Genomic DNA, 16,919 nt, shown 5'->3' on the forward strand with positions numbered 1-16,919 from the left:
GCGCCCCCGCTCCGCCCTTACCCGCGCAGGCCTTCAGCCGGCTCGGGCTTCGCTCAGAAAGGCCTGCACGCCTTCCGCGGCCACCACGCCGCTGGCCATGCAGGCAGTCAGCAAGTAGCCTCCCGTCGGCGCTTCCCAATCGAGCATTTCTCCCGCGCAGAATACGCCGGGTGCGGCCTTCAGCATCAGGCGAGCATCGGTGTCTTCCAGGCGCACCCCACCCGCACTGCTGATGGCTTCATCGATGGGGCGGGCCCGAACCAGACGCAGCGGCAACGCCTTGATCCGGCGCGCCAGTAGCTCGGCATCGTGCCAGGCCTGGGGCGGCGCACATTCACGCAACAACCCCGCCCTGACACCCTTGAGTTGCAGTCGGCTTTGCAAATGGCTGGCCATGGACCGCGCACCGCGCGGATGCGCCACCTGCGCCTGCACTCGGTCGATGGGCTGGTCGGGCAGCAGGTCCAGCCACGCCGTCGCGGCCCCATGCGTGTCGATGGCGTCGCGCAGCCCCGCCGACAGTGCATATACCAGACTGCCTTCCACGCCGGTCGACGTGAGCACGAACTCGCCGCGGCGCCACGCGCCGGGCTTGCCGTGATCATCGAGCGCCATCGCCACCGACTTGACGGGCATGCCTGCGAAGCGCTCGCGCAAGTGTGGGGTCCAGTCGGCGTCGAAGCCGCAATTCGCCGGCCGCAGCGGCGCCACGGCAATGCCGTGCGACTGCAGGCCGGCTGCCCACGCGCCGTCGGATCCCAGCCGGGCCCAGCTGGCCCCGCCCAGCGCCAGGATCACGGCATCGGCGCTCACGGTGGCACGGCCTTGCGGCGTATCGAAATCGAGGCGCCCTGGGCAGACGGCGGCGCCCGGGGGCCAGCCCGCCCAGCGGTGACGCATGTGGAACCGGACACCGGCGCCACGCAGCCGTGACAGCCAGGCGCGCAGCAGCGGCGCTGCTTTCATCTCGCGAGGAAACACGCGGCCGGACGAGCCCACAAAGGTATCGACCCCCAGCCCATGGGCCCAGTCGCGCACTGCCGAGGCGTCCAGTCGTTGCAGCCAGGCTCCCACTGCCGCGCTGCGCTGGCCGTAGCGCGTATTGAAGCGCTCGGACGGCTCGCCGTGCGTCAGGTTGAGCCCGCCGCGGCCAGCCAGCAGGAACTTGCGTCCCACCGAAGGCATCCCATCGTAGACATCGGCGTAGATTCCCATGCGGGCCAGGGTCTCGGCCGCCATCAGGCCGGCCGGCCCCCCGCCGATGACGGCGACGCGCACGACTGAAGCGGCGGCGGAAGCAGGAAGGCTGGACGGAGGCATTGAGGCGTGACGCAGGAATAAGCGCCCGGATTGTCGCACGCCCATGGCCGTTTCAGGCTTGCCATTCACGGCGGACCCGTCACGGCGGCATGCAGGCCAGCTTCAGTGGGACGAAACAAAGGCCGACGCCGGCCGGGCGGGCGGGACGGCGAATTCGGCCTTCATGCGCCGGACTTCCTGCAGCGGGCTGCGCCCGAAAAGGCGTTTGAACTCCCGGCTGAATTGCGAAGGACTTTCATAGCCGACTTCGGCGCTGGCGGCGGCTGCGGTCATGCCATTGCGCACCATGTGCAGGCGCGCCTGGTGAAGGCGCACCGACTTCAAGTACTGTACCGGCGACGATTGGGTCACGGACTTGAAGTGAGTGTGAAAGGTAGGAACGCTCATGCCCGCTTCACGTGCCAACTGTTCAACGCTCAGGTCGATATTGAAGGCAGAATGAATGCGGCGCAGCGCCCGCGCGATTTTGCCGAACTGGCCCTGCATGGCAAGGGCAGCACGCATCGACGGGCCCTGTTCGCCCGCCAGCACATGGAAGTAGATTTCGCGCACCAGCGAGGGGCCGAGAACGGCGGCCTCAAGCGGATCGCTCAGCGCTTCGAGCAGGCGCACCACAGAGACACTCATGCGGTGATCCAGCGGCGTGGACACCATGCCGCGCGGCTGTGCCGCCTCAGCACCGCCATGCTGGTCGATCTGCAGCATGAGGTCGGCAGCGAGCTTGAAGTCCAGGTGCATGTAGATGGCCAGCAGGGGTTCCTGGGGGCTGGCGTCGGTTTCCATGGTGAACGGAACGGGGACGGCGACCGCCAGGTAATGCTGATCGTCGTACAGGTAGAGCTGGTCACCGAAATGCCCACGCTTACGGCCCTGGCACACGATCACGATGCCAGGGTCGTACAGCACGGGCACCTGCTTCATCGGGCGGTTCGAACGCAGAAACCGGATGTCGGGCAGCGCAGACAGGTTGTAGCCCTCGGAAGGAGCGAGACGCTCGAGCAGCGCGACCATGCGAGGCCGCTCGGCGCAGGTCGGATCAACGGCGGTTTGGGCGGCTGGGAACATGGGTTCAGGGGCTTGCACGCTTGCACACTGGGCACGGCGATGCGTGGCCAATGCATGCACACCACATGGGTGTATTCATAATATAAGGCAAGAATACCAGATCCAATGCCATGGATGCCGGAATTTGTCGATCCTATCATGCAATGGAGCGTGCCACCCAATCTGATGGCACGACACCAACCCAATGACTGGAGTCAACATGATCGATGTATTGAATCCCGCGGACGGCACGCGTGTCGGAGCCGCGCCGGCCATGAACGCAGCCCAGGTCAGGGCCGCCATCGACCGCACTTGCGCGGCCTTTCCCGCCTGGTCCCGCAAGCTGGCGAAAGCGCGCAGCGACCTGCTGCGCCGCTGGTTCGAACTGGTTCGGGACGACAAACAGGCCTTCGCTGAACTCATGGTGCAAGAAAATGGCAAATGCCTGTCGGAAGCCCTGGGCGAAATCGAATACGGCCTGGGCTTTATCGAGTGGTATGCAGAAGAAGCCAAGCGCGTGTATGGCGACACCATACCGGCGCACGCCGAGCACGCCACGGTGATGGCCATCAAAACGCCTGCCGGGCCCACGGCGGCCATTACCCCCTGGAACTTTCCCTTCATGATGATCACCCGCAAAGTGGCGACCGCGCTGGCCGCCGGCTGCACCATGATCATCAAGCCCTCGGAAGAAACCCCGCTAACCGCCTACAAGCTGCTGGAATATGCACGCAAGGCCGGAATTCCGGAGGGTGTATTCGAAATGGTCACGGGTACTCCGCAGGAAATCGGCGCCTTGTTCACGGGCGATACGCGCATCCGCAAGGTCTCATTTACCGGATCGACGGCCGTAGGCAAGCTGCTGGCATCCGCTAGCGGCGCCTCGCTGCAGAAGATGACGCTGGAACTGGGGGGCAATGCGCCCTTCGTGGTATTCGATGACGCCACCATCGATCAGGCGGTGGCTGGCCTGGTGGCTGCCAAGCTGCGCAATTCGGGACAGGTGTGCATTTCCCCCAACCGGATCTATGTCCAGGACGGCATCTTCGAACGCTTCGTACAGGCCGTGGTCGACACGGTGGCGCGCATCCCGGTAGACCAGGGCCTGCAACAGAACTTTGTGGTGGGGCCACTGATCAATCGCCCAGGCCTGGACAAAGTGGCGGCATTGGTTGAAGACAGCCGGCGGCGCGGCGCGAAAGTGCTGCTTGGGGGGCGTCCGCACCCTCGTGGCGGCCTGTTCTACGAACCCACCGTGCTTACCGACCTTACCGACGACATGCCGATCGCGCAGACGGAAATCTTCGGTCCGGTGTTCCCGTTCTATCGGTTCAATACCGAAGACGAGGTCGTGCGCCGCGCCAACCAGTCCGAATTCGGCCTCGTCGCCTACGCCTATACCCGCGACCTGGCACGGGCATTCAGGCTTTCGCGCGACATCGAGGCCGGCATGGTCATCCTGAACTCTGGCTCGGTGGGAACCGCTTCTGTGCCTTTCGGCGGTGTCAAGCAATCGGGCTACGGCCGGGAAGGCAGCCACTATGGCATCGAGGAATACGTCGAGGTGAAATACGTGTTGATGAGCGGGCAGGACGCCTGAACGGCGGGAAGGCGCGCGGCGTTATAGTACGCGCGTCAGTGTGTCCTCACGCCCTTCCTCATGGCCCGCCGCGACCTTCTCCCTCCGCTGAATCCAGCCCGAGCGTTCGAAGCCACAGGGAGATTGCTGAGCATTTCCAAGGCCGCCGAGGAACTATGCGTCACGCCTGCCGCCGTGAGCCGGCAGGTGCGTGCCCTGGAACAGTTTCTGGGCACGCCCTTGTTCCTGCGCGTGCGTGGCGGGCTCGAGCTCACGCCAGCCGGCGCCCGCTATCTTTCCGACCTGATCCCGCTGTTTGCCACGCTTCGCGCGGCCACGCTCGCCGTCACGGGCCGCAGCAGCGCGGGCAACACGCTACGGATACGGTCGCCCGCCACCTTCGCCGTGCGGTGGCTGATACCCCGGCTCGCGGGCTTTCACCAACTGCACAAGAACATCGATGTGCAGGTCATGACCTCATTCCAGCCACTGGATTTCCAGCGCGAGGACATCGATGCCGGAATCCAGCTGGGCGACGGACGCTGGCCGGGCATGCGCGTGCTGCGACTGGTACGCAATGAATTGATCCCTGTGGCGGCGCCATCGCTGCGGCTCAGGTACAAAAAGCAGCTGGCAGGGCAGACCTTGCTGCATTCGATGGCGCGCCCCGACGACTGGATGCTGTGGCTGCGCGCCGCTGGCGTGCGCGACGTCAATCCGGCGCAGGGCATGAAGTACGAGACCTCGCTGCTGGCGTATCAGGCCGCGATCGAAGGGCATGGCGTGGCCATCGCGCAAAGGGCGCTGATCGAAAAAGAACTGGCAGATCGGGCGCTGGTGGCGCCCCTCTCCCCCGCGCTCGATCGGGCCGACTACACCTATTACTTTGCCTGGCCCACGGGCAAGCCGGCCTCGCATGCCTTGCGCGCGTTTCGCGACTGGCTGGCCGAACTGATTGAAGACTGACGGCCACGCCATCGCGCGGCGCCAAATCCGGGTGTGCCCGCCTGGGTTCTCGGCGCCTTTACAAAAAGTCAAAGCCGCCGCTCAATAAAGTCGATTGCCGGGCACTGCCGCCATGCCTAATCTGCCTGCATGACAGCAAAGCGGGGCGCCAGCACGTCGCCCCCTCCGGGAGACAGAGAATGTTCCAGCGCAGCCTGCGCGGCCTGCGAGTCGTGGATTTTTCGCACGTGTTGGCGGGCCCCGTCTGCACCATGATGCTTGCCGACATGGGCGCCGACGTGATCAAGATCGAGCCACCCGGCGGCGAGCTGGGCCGGCAGATCGGGCCACCGTGGATCGCGGGCCAGAGCACCGTGTTTCTCAGCGTCAACCGCAACAAGCGCGGCATGGCGCTGGACCTGAAATGCGCGCAGGGCCGCGACGTGGCACAGCGGCTCATACGCGATGCCGACGTCGTAGTCGAGAACTTCCGCCCCGGCGTCATGCGCGGGCTCGAGCTGGATTATGCCTCGATGGCAAAGCGCAATCCGCGCCTGGTGTATTGCTCGATATCCGCATACGGACAAACGGGTCCGCTGCGTGACCGCCCTGGCGTGGACGGCATCATCCAGGCCAGCAGCGGCCTGATGAGCACCCTCGGGGCACCGGACGGCGAGCCGGTCAAGGTCGCGATTCCCGTGGCGGACATGGTCACCGGATACCTGGCCACGATTGCCATCCTGGCGGCGCGGGGCGCGGCGCAACGTAACGGCCAGGGCGAGCATCTGGACATCAGTCTATACAACGCCACGCTGATGCTGCAGCAGATCGGTTTCGCGTCTTACTTCGCGTCGGGCGCCGTGCCGGTCAAGACAGGCAGCGCCGCACCTTACGCCGCGCCCAATGAGGCCTTTCCAACGCGTGACGGCTGGATCATGGTTGCTGCCTATCATCCGCAGCGCTGGCATGCCTTGTGCAAAGTACTGAGCGCCGAGCACCTGGAAGGTGACCCGCGCTTCGCGAGCAATGCCAGCCGAGTTGAGCATCGTGAAGCGCTGCGCCAGGCGCTGGCTCCGCTGTTCCGTCAACGCGGTACCGAAGCGTGGATGCAACTACTGGCGGCGCACGACATTCTTTGCGGCCCCGTGGCGGGCTACGACGACGTGATCGGATCGGCCGAATATGCCGCCAGCGGCATCGACAGCTGGATCGATCATCCGTTGGCCGGACCCGTGCGCATGCCGGGTTTTGCGCCCGGCCCTGCCCACGCAACGCCCCTGCCCGCAGCGCCCGCGCCCACGCTGGGGCAGCACACCCGGCAGATATTGGAGGAATACGGCTACTGCGCCGCCGACATCGAAGTGCTGCTCAACGCCGGAGTGCTGAGCCAGCCCGCATAGAAAACCCCCAGACGCGACATAACCCACCGAGACCCAGGAAACCGTCATGCAGACTGCTGCCGATTCACCACGCGCCGCCCCCCACGCAGGCGCGTCCGAACTGATACTCGAACACTTGACCGACGGCGTGCTCACGCTCAGCCTGAACGACCCCGATACCGGCAATGCCTTGTCCATGGGCATGGCCGAGGCTTTGGCGGCGGCGCTGGAAAGCGCCAATGCGGACCCCAATGTGCACTGCGTCGTGCTGCGCTCCACCGGCCGCCATTTCTGCACCGGCGGCAACGTCAAAGACATGGCGCGCGGGGCCGACCTGATGCAGGGTTCGACCGCCGAAGTGCGCGCCCGGCTGAAGACGTCGCTTCACCGCATCACATTGGCGCTGCAGGTTCTACAGGTGCCATCGATCGCGGCCGTAAACGGCGCGGCGGTCGGCGCGGGTTGCGACCTGGCGCTGATGTGCGACCTGCGTCTGGCCAGCGATCGCGCCACCTTCGCTGAGAGCTTCTTGCGTCTTGGCCTGGTGTCCGGCATAGGCGGCGCGTGGTTCCTGACCCGCCTCGTCGGCACGGCCAGGGCCCTGGAACTGACGCTGACCAGCGAATTCATCGATGCGCCGACCGCCCTGCAACTCGGCCTGGTAAGCCGCGTCGAAGCCGGACCCCTGCTGGACGAGGCCGTCATGGCGCTGGCGCGCCGCATCGCGGCCAACCCACCCCAGGCCTTGCGCATGGCCAAGCGCCTGGTGCTCGACTCCGCTGAATCCACCCTGCCCGTCGCACTGGAAAATGCCGCCGCGATGCAGGCCATTCTGCTGACGGGAGAAGAGCACAAAAGCGCGGTGCTCCAGTTTCTGCAAGGCCGGGCGCAGCCCGGCGCGCGCTAGGCCGCGGCCAACTGCCATACCAGGCCGGCCTCGGGCTTCTTCGCCGCGCCTTACATAACCGGAGACTCTCATCATGTTGAAGCATGCCTTACGCCTCGTCCGACTGGCCGCTTGCGCCACTGTGGCCATGGCCTACGCCGTCGCGGCTCAAGCCGACTTTCCACAGAAGCCTATAACGTTCGTCGTTCCGTTTGGGGCCGGCAGCGCCACCGACCAGTTGGCGCGAGCGCTGTCGGCGTCGGTCACGCAGGCATTGGGTCAGCCCGTGGTGGTCGAGAACCGGCCGGGCGCCAGCGGCATGATCGCTGCCCAGCACGCGGCCCGTTCCGCTCCCGACGGATACACGGTACTGATCACCACCAACACGACCCAAGCTGCCAATCCGCACCTGTTCAAGAAGCTGCCCTATGACCCCCGTGCCGATTTCACGCCGCTGACCGCGCTGGGTGTGGGCGGCATGGTGCTGGTGGTAAAGGCCGATACCCCCTACGGAACGGTCGACGACCTGGTGCGCGCAGCCCGCGAGCATCCGGGCAAGCTCAGCTTCGGCAGCGGCAATTCATCCAGCCGCATCGCGGGCGAGATGCTCAGGCAACTGACCGGCACCGATATCGTATGGGTCGGCTACAACAGCAATCCCAATGCCTTGAACGACCTGCTGGGCGGTCATATCGACCTGATGGTGATCGACACGGTCACCGGACTGGGGCAGATAGCCGCCGGCAAATTGCGCGCGCTCGGCGCATCGACTACGCAACGCCTTCCTCAGTTGCCCGACGTGCCCACGCTGCAGGAAGCCGGCATCGAAGGCTACGACATGAGTTACTGGTTTGCCGCGTATGTACCCGCGGACACCTCGGCAGCCGCCGCCGATACATTGCGGCAGGCCCTGACTCATGCCGTGGGCAGCGACCAGACACAGGCGTTCTTCAGGAATTCGGCCACGCAGGCCTGGACCTCCGGTTCCGCTGAACTTGCAGCGTTCCAGGACGCCGAGATCGCCAAGTGGGGCAAGGTCATCCAGGCGGCCGGAATACAGCCTGAATAAAGCGGCGCCGGGTTCAGATCGCCAGCCCGCCGGTGCTGCGAGGCGCGGCAGCCACTGGCAAGGCCCTGCGCGCCAGGGCGCGCAGCAGGGCCCGCCGGTTTCTACACCAGCACGCGCTCGATGCCGCCGGCGTTGGCGCGTGCCACGTAGTCTTCCATCCATTGCTCGCCCAGGATGTGGCGGGCCATCTCGACCACGATGTAGTCGGCGGGCATGGACGTGTCGTCCTGGTAGCGGGACAGGCCTTGCAGGCAGGACGGGCACGAAGTCAGCACCTTCACATCGCCCTCGTAACCGTCTTGCCGCAGGGCCGCCTGGCTCTTCTGCAGTTCTTCCTGCTTGCGGAAACGGACCTGCGTGGACACATCCGGGCGGCTGACGGCCAGCGTGCCCGATTCGCCGCAGCAACGGTCGGTCTTGATGGCGCCGTCGCCCACCAGCGCGCGCACCGTCTTCATGGGCTCCTGCAGCTTCATGGGGGTGTGGCAGGGGTCGTGGTACATGTACCGAACGCCTTTCGCGCCCTCGAGCTTGATGCCTTTCTCGAGCAGGTACTCATGGATGTCGATCAGGCGGCATCCGGGGAAGATCTTTTCGAACTCATAGCCGGCCAACTGGTCATAGCAAGTTCCGCAGCTCACCACGACGGTCTTGATGTCCAGGTAGTTCAGCGTATTCGCCACCCGGTGGAACAGCACGCGGTTGTCGGTGATGATCTGCTCGGCCTTGTCGTTCATGCCGTTGCCGCGCTGGGGATAGCCGCAGCACAGGTACCCGGGCGGCAGCACCGTCTGCACGCCTGCATGCCAGAGCATGGCCTGTGTGGCCAGGCCCACTTGCGAAAACAGCCTTTCCGACCCGCAGCCCGGGAAATAGAACACCGCTTCGGTGTCGGCCGTAGTGGCCTTCGGGTCGCGGATGATGGGCACGTAATTGGCGTCTTCGATGTCCAGCAGCTTGCGGGCGCTCTGCTTGGGCAGGCCACCCGGCATCTTCTTGTTCACGAAGTGCACCACCTGCTCGCGCAGAGGAGGTTTGCCTACCGACGAGGGCGGATGCGCGGTCTGTTTGCGCGCCAGGCCCGACAACAGCTCGTTGGCCAGGCGCTGCGCCTTGTAGCCCACGCCCACCATGGCCTTGCGCGTGGCGTTGATGGTTGCCGGATCCTTGGCATTCAGGAAGAACATGGCCGCCGAGGTGCCGGGGTTGAACGACTTGCGGCCCATGCGGCGCAGCAGGGCGCGCATGTTCATCGACACGTCGCCAAAATCGATATCGACCGGGCACGGGTTGTAGCACTTGTGGCATACCGTGCAGTGGTCGGCCACGTCTTCGAATTCCTCCCAGTGCTTCAGGCTCACCCCGCGCCGGGTCTGCTCTTCGTACAGGAAGGCCTCGACCAGCAGCGACGTGGCCAGAATCTTGTTGCGCGGCGAATACAGCAAGTTGGCGCGCGGCACGTGGGTGGCACACACCGGTTTGCATTTGCCGCAGCGCAGGCAGTCTTTGATCGATTCTGAAATAGCGCCGATATCGCTTTGCTGCATGATCAGCGATTCGTGGCCCATCAGGTTGAAGCTGGGCGTCCAGGCGTGGCGCAGGTCGGCGCCCGGCATCAGCTTGCCGGCATTGAAGTGCCCACGCGGATCGACGCGCCGCTTGTAGTCCTGGAACGGCGCCAGTTCGGCTTCGGTCAGGAATTCGTACTTGGTCAGGCCGATGCCGTGTTCGCCCGAAATCACTCCATCGAGATCACGCGCGATCTGCATGATGCGGGCCACCGCCTGGTGCGCCTCGGTCAGCATCTCGTAGTCGTCGGAGTTGACCGGAATGTTGGTGTGCACGTTGCCGTCGCCCGCATGCATGTGCAAGGCCACGAACACGCGGCTTTTCAGCACGCGCGCATGAATGGCCTTGATCTCGTCGACGACATGCTTGCCCATGTTGCCCGAGAAAATGCCTTGCAGGGGTGCAAGCAGCTCGGTCTTCCAGGAGACGCGTACCGTGCGGTCTTGCAGCACGTCGAACATGGTGACGTCGGGCTGCGCGGCCACGCGGTCGGCCAGCGCACCCTGCAGCGGGGTCATGCCCAGGCCGGGCAGGTCGGGCAGCGCCTGGCGTACGGGCATGTCGAGGTTGTCGAGCAGCCACTGCCAGCGGCGGCGCACCAGGGCCAGCACGTCCACGGCCTGGCGCGTACGCTCGGCCAGCAACTCGGCGCGCGTCGCTTCGTCTTCAATGTCTTCGACCTTGCCGACCGGCAGCGGCGCGGCCAGGAAGTCGTCGAGGGCATCGACCAACTTGATCTTGTTGCGCGTGGACAGCTCGATGTTGATGCGTTCGATGTGGTCGGTATATTCGCCCATGCGCGACAGCGGAATCACCACGTCTTCGTTGATCTTGAAGGCGTTGGTGTGCCGGGCGATGGCGGCGGTGCGCGACCGGTCGAGCCAGAACTTCTTGCGTGCTTCGGGGCTCACGGCCACGAAACCTTCGCCATGGCGGGTGTTGGCCAGCCGGACCACTTCGCTGGCTGCGACGGCCACGGCGTCTTCATCGTCGCCGACGATATCGCCGATCAGCACCATCTTGGGCAGCGTGCCGCGCTTGCTCTTGGTGGCATAGCCCACCGCGCGCAGATAACGCTCGTCCAGGTGTTCCAGCCCGGCCAGGATGGCGCCGCGCGCACGCCCTTCACCGTCGAGATACCCCTTGACCTCGACGATTGACGGAATGGCATCGCGTGCCTGGCCGAAAAACTCCATGCACACAGTGCGGGTATGGCGGGGCATGCGGTGCAGCACCCAGCGGGCCGAGGTGATCAGCCCGTCGCAGCCTTCTTTCTGCACGCCCGGCAGGCCCGCCAGGAACTTGTCGGTGACATCCTTGCCCAGGCCCTCTTTGCGGAAGACGCGGCCGGCGATTTCGAGCTGCTCGGTCTTGATCAGCTTTTCGCCCGGCTTGCCCGCGCCGTCGAACCACTTCAACTCAAACCGCGCCACGTCAACATCGTGGATCTTGCCCAGATTGTGGTCCAGGCGCGTGACCTCGAGCCAATGGCCATCGGGGTCGACCATGCGCCACCATGCCAGGTTGTCGAGCGCGGTGCCCCATAGGACGGCTTTCTTGCCGCCGGCGTTCATGGCGATGTTGCCGCCCACGCACGACGCTTCGGCGGAAGTGGGATCCACCGCGAACACGTAACCGGCCTGCTCGGCGGCTTCGGCCACGCGCTTGGTGACCACGCCGGCGCCGGCATAGATGACGGCGGCCGGCTCGGTACGGCCGGGCAAGATACAGGATTCGACCGCGCCCAGCGTGTCGAACTTTTCAGTATTGATGACGGCGGATTTCCAGGTGAGCGGAATCGCGCCCCCTGTGTAGCCGGTGCCGCCCCCGCGCGGCACGATGGTCAGGCCCAGTTCGATACAGGCCCGCACCAACGCCGCGGTTTCATCTTCGCTGTCCGGGGTCAGCACGACGAATGGATATTCCACGCGCCAGTCCGTGGCATCGGTGACGTGAGACACCCGCGACAAGCCGTCGAACTTGATGTTGCCCCGCGCGGTAATGCGTCCGAGCGCCTTCTGCGCCTGCTTGCGCAGATGGGCGGTCTGGTCGAACTGGTTCTCGAAGGCAGCCACGGCGGCACGCGCCCGGGCCAGCAGTTCGCCCACCTTGGCGTCGCGGTGCGGATCGTGGCCTTCGACGGCGGGGCCGTCCGGCTCGCGGCGCTTGTCGATCTCGCCCAGGCGGTGATGCAGGGCCTCGACCAGCAGCTTGCGCCGCTTGGGGTTGTCGAGCAGGTCGTCCTGCAGATAAGGATTGCGGCTGACCACCCAGATATCGCCCAGCACCTCGTACAGCATGCGGGCCGACCGGCCGGTGCGGCGTTCGCCACGCAAATCGGACAACCATTGCCAGGCATCTTCGCCCAGCAGGCGGCCGACAATCTCACGATCGGAGAACGAAGTGTAGTTGTAGGGGATTTCGCGTAACCGCGAGGTGGCGGCGGGCGGTATCGCCGCGGACAGGATTTGGCTGGCGAGGGGGGCGTTCATGGACAACGGAGGGAATAGGCCCTTAAAGAATCATTTTAAGACATTGTGCGCGGAAGGCCCCCGAAGCCCTCCGGACGGCTCAGGCAGGCTGGGGAAAAAACCATAGCAGGCCGGCCGTCATCACGGCGTAGCGCCCGAATTTGCCGATGGCCATGTAGATCACGCAAGGCCAGAAAGCCAGGCGCAGCCAGCCTGCCACTGCGCACAGCGGGTCGCCCACCGCGGGCAGCCAGGACAGCAGCAGCGCCGGCGGACCGACCCGGTGCAGCCAGTCGTGGGCATGCATGTGCCAACGCCCGGCCATGCGGTCAGCCGGCCCGCCAGGGTGGGCTCCGGCCGGCCCGGCATGCCCGTCGCGAGGCGGCTGGGGATGTTTTTCGCGCCAGCGCTCGAGGGCCCGGTGGGCGCCCAGGCCCATGGCGTAGCTGATCGCGCCCCCCAGGGTGTTGCCGACGGTGGCGACCAGCACAGCGGGCCAGAACATATCGGGCACCAATTTCACGAAGCCGAACACCGCCGGTTCGGATCCCAGCGGCAACAGGGTCGCCGAAATGATGCTGACCAGAAAAATGGCCGGCAGCCCGACCTCTGGCAGCGCCACCAGCGCCAGCAACCAGTGCACAGCGTTCAGCAGGCTTTGTTCCATGATGGGCGGGAGTTTAGCTGGTTGGCGGGTCCAGGGGTGCGCGGGGGTGGGCCGGGCTTGGGGGTGCGGGGTGGTACGGGTGGGGGTACGGGTGGGGGTACGCGTGGGGTACGGGTGGGGGTACGCGTGGGGTACGCGGTGGGGTACGGGTTTGGTACGGGTTTGGTGGGAGTTTGGTGGGAGTTTGGTGGGAGTTTGGTGGGGGGTTGGTGGGGGGTTGGTGGGGGTTCCCTGGGCCGTCTTGGGGAGGGGCGCGGAGGGCTTGGCTTCACGGTGCCGTCGGGCGCCCCAAGCGCCCGGTCCGGCCCCGAGGCGCCGCGCCCTCCGCACCCCCTCCCCAAGACTCGCGCCCCCAAACGCCGCCGCACACCGCCGGGACGTCCGGCGTTCATGCATCCTGATACAGAACCGGGGTGGGAGGGAAAACCATGCGGGGCCGCCTGATCCCGCCCGCCCTGCGCGGGCGGGATCAGGCATTCGACTGGCGGCTGGCCATGGGCATGGGGATGGATTTTTTGTTGGAGGAGGTCGGATTGAGGGTTGGGTCTGCCGGGCTGTGCGGGGGGCTTCTGATGAGGCGCCGACGTATGAACGAACACCGCCCCTTACTCCCCGCGATCTTCGCGAGCCGGCAACCCGATGCCTGATCCCGCTCGCGCAGGGCGGGCGGGATCAGGCGGCCCTTTACGCTTTTCCCCCCACTCCAGCGCGGGTTGAACAGGCAAGAACGCATGATGCCCCGGCGGCGTCACGGGTGTCCTGTGCTGCGAGTCGCGCGGGGATGGCGCGAGCGGCGCGGCGCCTCGGGGCCGGGCCGGGCGCTTGGGGCGCCCGACGGCACCGTGAAGCCAAGCCGATCGCACCATCCCCGCGCGACGCCAGAAACACGCCGCATTGCCACACCTGATCCCTCAAACACGCCGCATCCCAACCCCCGATCCCTCAAACAAACCGCAACTCACCACCCCCACGCCCCTCCATCGCGCCCTCCCCCAATACCCCCCGTGCAATAATCCCCCTCACTCTTTTTTCATTGCACCCGGCCAATCCAGCCCCATGTCCGCCGATTATCTGAAACGCATCCTGACCTCCAAGGTCTACGACGTCGCCGTCGAATCTCCCCTCGAAACCGCCCCTCTGCTGTCCCAGCGAATTTCGAACACGGTGCTGCTCAAGCGTGAAGATACCCAGGCCGTATTCAGCTTCAAGCTGCGCGGGGCATACAACAAGATGGCCAACCTGCCGCCCGCGGCCCGCGCCCGGGGCGTCATCGCCGCCTCGGCGGGCAATCATGCGCAGGGCGTGGCGCTGGCCGCATCCCGGCTGGGTTGCCGGGCCGTCATCGTCATGCCGACCACCAGCCCGCAAGTCAAGGTGGATGCCGTGCGGCGCCTCGGCGGCGAAGTCGTGCTGGCCGGGGAAAGCTTTTCCGACGCCTACGATCACGCGCAAAAGCTCGAGAAAAAAGAAAAACTCACCTTCGTGCATCCCTTCGACGACCCCGATGTCATCGCGGGCCAAGGCACGGTGGGCATGGAAATCCTGCGCCAACACCCCGGCCCCATCGACGCCATTTTCGTGGCCATCGGAGGCGGAGGCCTCATTTCGGGGGTGGCGGCCTATGTGAAGCAACTGCGCCCCGAAATCAAGATCATCGGCGTGCAGACCGAAGACTCCGACGCCATGCTGCGCAGCGTGCGCGCCGGCCGCCGCGTGCAGCTCAACGATGTGGGCCTGTTCTCGGACGGCACCGCCGTCAAGAAAGTGGGCGTCGAGACCTTCCGGCTGACGCGCCAGTATGTGGACGACTACGTGGTGGTCGATACGGACGCCATCTGCGCTGCCATCAAAGACGTGTTCCAGGACACTCGCAGTGTGCTCGAGCCCGCGGGCGCCATGGCGGTCGCGGCGGCCAAGCAGTACGCGGCAACCCACAAGCTCAAAGACAAGACCCTGGTGGCCATTGCCTGCGGCGCCAACATGAACTTCGATCGCCTGCGCTTCGTGGCGGAACGCGCCGAGGTGGGCGAAATGCGCGAAGCCGTGTTCGCCGTGAGCATGCCCGAACAACGCGGCAGTTTCCGCCGCTTCTGCGAATTGGTCGGCGACCGCAGCGTCACCGAGTTCAACTACCGCATCTCCGACGCCGACCGTGCCCACGTGTTCGTGGGCCTGCAGGTCAGCTCGCCCGCCGAATCCGACAAGATCGCCTCGCACTTCCGCCGCAACGGTTTCGATACGCTCGATCTTACCCAGGACGAGATGGCCAAGACGCACTTGCGCCACATGGTGGGCGGCCGCTCGGCCCTTGCCAGCCACGAGCTGCTGTACCGCTTCGAGTTCCCCGAGCGTCCGGGGGCGTTGATGCGCTTTTTGAACGCTATGAATCCCGACTGGAACATCAGCCTGTTCCACTATCGCAACCAGGGCGCCGACTACGGGCAGATCCTGATCGGCATCCAGGTTCCCCCATCGGATAAAAAGCAGTTCAAGACCTTTGTCGCCGAGCTGGGGTATCCGCACGTCAACGAGACCGATAATCCGGCCTACCGGCTGTTCCTGTAGCGGAAGGGCCCCTTATGGGGGCCCTTCCTTTCCAGCCACGCGCACGGCCGGCGCAAACCTTCGCGGGGTCAGTCGTCACTCGACGGGCGACGGAGATCGCCCGTGCATTCGGCAACCCGCGCCGACCGCGCAGCGCGCTTAGAACCGGTGCCGCAGGCCTACCGCGGCGGCCATGCTGCGCACGTCGTCCTGGAACGCATAGTTGTCGCCATACGAGGCGTACGCGTACAGGTTGGTGCGCTTGCTCAGGTCGTAGGTGTACCCGACGCTGTAGATGTTGGTGGTGGCGTCATCACCCGTCAGGCGATCGTTCTGCGGATCGGCGCGCTGCCAAGACGCGAACACCGTGTGGGCGCCCAGCGGGGCCGTGACGCCCAGCAGGTACGAATTGGCGCGGAACCCGTCCACCGTACGGAAGTTGCCATAGTTCTGCACCCCATCGGGCAGCGTGTCCAGGTTGGTACTGACGAACCAGCCGTCGCGCGTCTGGCTGAAGGCCGCAGACACTTTCACGACCTCGAAGTCGTAGGCGCCGCCCACGATGTATTGCTGGATGTGCCCGTCGGTCTTGCCGCCCGCGGTGCTGTTGTCGGGATTCATCCGGTCGTACGAAGCGGCCAGGGTCAGCGGGCCGTTGATGTACTGCAGACCGGTGGTCAGCACACGATTGTTGTCGCCGGTCTGGAAGTTGTTGCCCGAGCTCGTGTTGCGGTCGTCGGCGTTGAACGAATAACCGATGCCGAACTTCACGCCGGATATGGACGGCGTCTGGTACAGCACCATATTGTCCAGGCGCATCGTGTTGGCCGAACCGAACGTGGCGCCCATATTGGCGGTGTCAAAGCTCAGGCCGAACGGGTCGATGGGGCTGAAATATTTCGAGGCCAGGTTGGTCTGGCGGCCGAAATCCAGGCGGCCCCAGGTTTCGCTCTGCAAGCCGACGGTGGCCTGGCGTCCGAACAGCCGGCCACCCTGCGACGACGTGCCGTTATTGGGCGAGAAGCCGCCTTCCAGCTGGAACACCGCGCTCAGGCCGTCGCCCAGGTCTTCCACCCCGCGCAGACCGAAGCGTGATCCGCTGTTTACGCCGTCGACGGCGCCGATGCGGCTCTGCTTGTTGCCATCAGGGCCCTTGATCTGGTTGTATCCCACGCCTGCATCGATCAGCCCGTACAGCGTGACCGACGTTTCCGCCTGGGCCGCGCCTGCAAAGCCGGTGGCGAGCGCAACCGCCAGTAGCGTTTTTTTCATGATGAGTTTCCTAAAGCAAAGTGACAGGAAAGATCCATGCGCATTCCGCCCAGGCCGAGGCGATGCCGGAAGGCACATGCACGTCCGCAGTATCTGCCGATCAACTCAAGGAATTAAGTGCGCTTTTGAGGAGCTGTTTTGCAAAAACACTATGAATCGCACGGCTCGCGCGCG

The 16,919-nt window shown here is 65.4% G+C and carries 11 protein-coding genes; 6 read left to right on the plus strand and 5 right to left on the minus strand.

Features of this window, described 5'->3' with window-relative positions:
• Window positions 1–33: 33 nt before the first annotated feature.
• Both ACV17W_RS10975 and ACV17W_RS10980 read right to left on the minus strand, forming a co-directional pair.
• Window positions 34–1,239 carry a TIGR03862 family flavoprotein gene (locus ACV17W_RS10975; protein WP_462596523.1) on the minus strand — a complete coding sequence of 402 codons (1,206 nt, stop codon included), beginning with the start codon at window positions 1,237–1,239 and terminating at the stop codon, window positions 34–36.
• A 183-nt stretch (window positions 1,240–1,422) separates the two neighbouring features.
• Complete coding sequence (locus ACV17W_RS10980) at window positions 1,423–2,385, minus strand: AraC family transcriptional regulator (protein WP_462592370.1); 963 nt, start codon at window positions 2,383–2,385, stop codon at window positions 1,423–1,425.
• Between the two features lie 199 nt (window positions 2,386–2,584).
• Between ACV17W_RS10980 and ACV17W_RS10985 the strand changes: the two genes are divergently transcribed.
• From ACV17W_RS10985 to ACV17W_RS11005, 5 genes are all read left to right on the plus strand, one after another.
• Window positions 2,585–3,964 (plus strand): NAD-dependent succinate-semialdehyde dehydrogenase, encoded by a 1,380-nt coding sequence (locus ACV17W_RS10985; protein WP_462592371.1) that lies wholly within the window; start codon window positions 2,585–2,587, stop codon window positions 3,962–3,964.
• Window positions 3,965–4,024: 60 nt separating this feature from the next.
• The gene (locus ACV17W_RS10990) at window positions 4,025–4,909 is read left to right on the plus strand and encodes a LysR substrate-binding domain-containing protein (protein ID WP_462592372.1); all 885 of its coding nucleotides are present in this window, start codon (window positions 4,025–4,027) and stop codon (window positions 4,907–4,909) included.
• Between the two features lie 179 nt (window positions 4,910–5,088).
• Window positions 5,089–6,288, plus strand: a complete 1,200-nt coding sequence (locus ACV17W_RS10995) for a CaiB/BaiF CoA transferase family protein (protein WP_462592373.1) — start codon at window positions 5,089–5,091, stop codon at window positions 6,286–6,288.
• Between the two features lie 46 nt (window positions 6,289–6,334).
• Window positions 6,335–7,174 (plus strand): enoyl-CoA hydratase-related protein, encoded by an 840-nt coding sequence (locus tag ACV17W_RS11000; RefSeq protein ID WP_462592374.1) that lies wholly within the window; start codon window positions 6,335–6,337, stop codon window positions 7,172–7,174.
• A gap of 73 nt (window positions 7,175–7,247) precedes the next feature.
• Window positions 7,248–8,222: a Bug family tripartite tricarboxylate transporter substrate binding protein gene (locus ACV17W_RS11005; protein ID WP_462592375.1), complete on the plus strand. Its 975-nt coding sequence runs from the start codon at window positions 7,248–7,250 to the stop codon at window positions 8,220–8,222.
• Window positions 8,223–8,323: 101 nt separating this feature from the next.
• On the opposite strand, the gene ACV17W_RS11010 is transcribed toward ACV17W_RS11005, so the two are convergent.
• Together ACV17W_RS11010 and ACV17W_RS11015 are read right to left on the minus strand one after the other, a co-directional pair.
• Window positions 8,324–12,283 carry a DUF3683 domain-containing protein gene (locus tag ACV17W_RS11010; RefSeq protein ID WP_462592376.1) on the minus strand — a complete coding sequence of 1,320 codons (3,960 nt, stop codon included), beginning with the start codon at window positions 12,281–12,283 and terminating at the stop codon, window positions 8,324–8,326.
• A gap of 79 nt (window positions 12,284–12,362) precedes the next feature.
• Window positions 12,363–12,929 (minus strand): YqaA family protein, encoded by a 567-nt coding sequence (locus ACV17W_RS11015; RefSeq protein ID WP_462592377.1) that lies wholly within the window; start codon window positions 12,927–12,929, stop codon window positions 12,363–12,365.
• 1,056 nt (window positions 12,930–13,985) lie between these two features.
• Between ACV17W_RS11015 and ilvA the strand changes: the two genes are divergently transcribed.
• On the plus strand, window positions 13,986–15,494 hold the full coding sequence (gene ilvA / locus ACV17W_RS11020; RefSeq protein ID WP_462592378.1) for a threonine ammonia-lyase, biosynthetic: 1,509 nt from the start codon (window positions 13,986–13,988) through the stop codon (window positions 15,492–15,494).
• 138 nt (window positions 15,495–15,632) lie between these two features.
• Here ilvA and ACV17W_RS11025 read toward each other — a convergent pair whose 3' ends face one another.
• Entirely contained in the window at window positions 15,633–16,745 is a 1,113-nt protein-coding gene (locus ACV17W_RS11025; protein ID WP_462592379.1) for a porin, read from the minus strand.
• Window positions 16,746–16,919 lie beyond the last annotated feature (174 nt).

It is taken from the genome of Bordetella sp. MIP270_01_BMS (genome assembly GCF_054958705.1).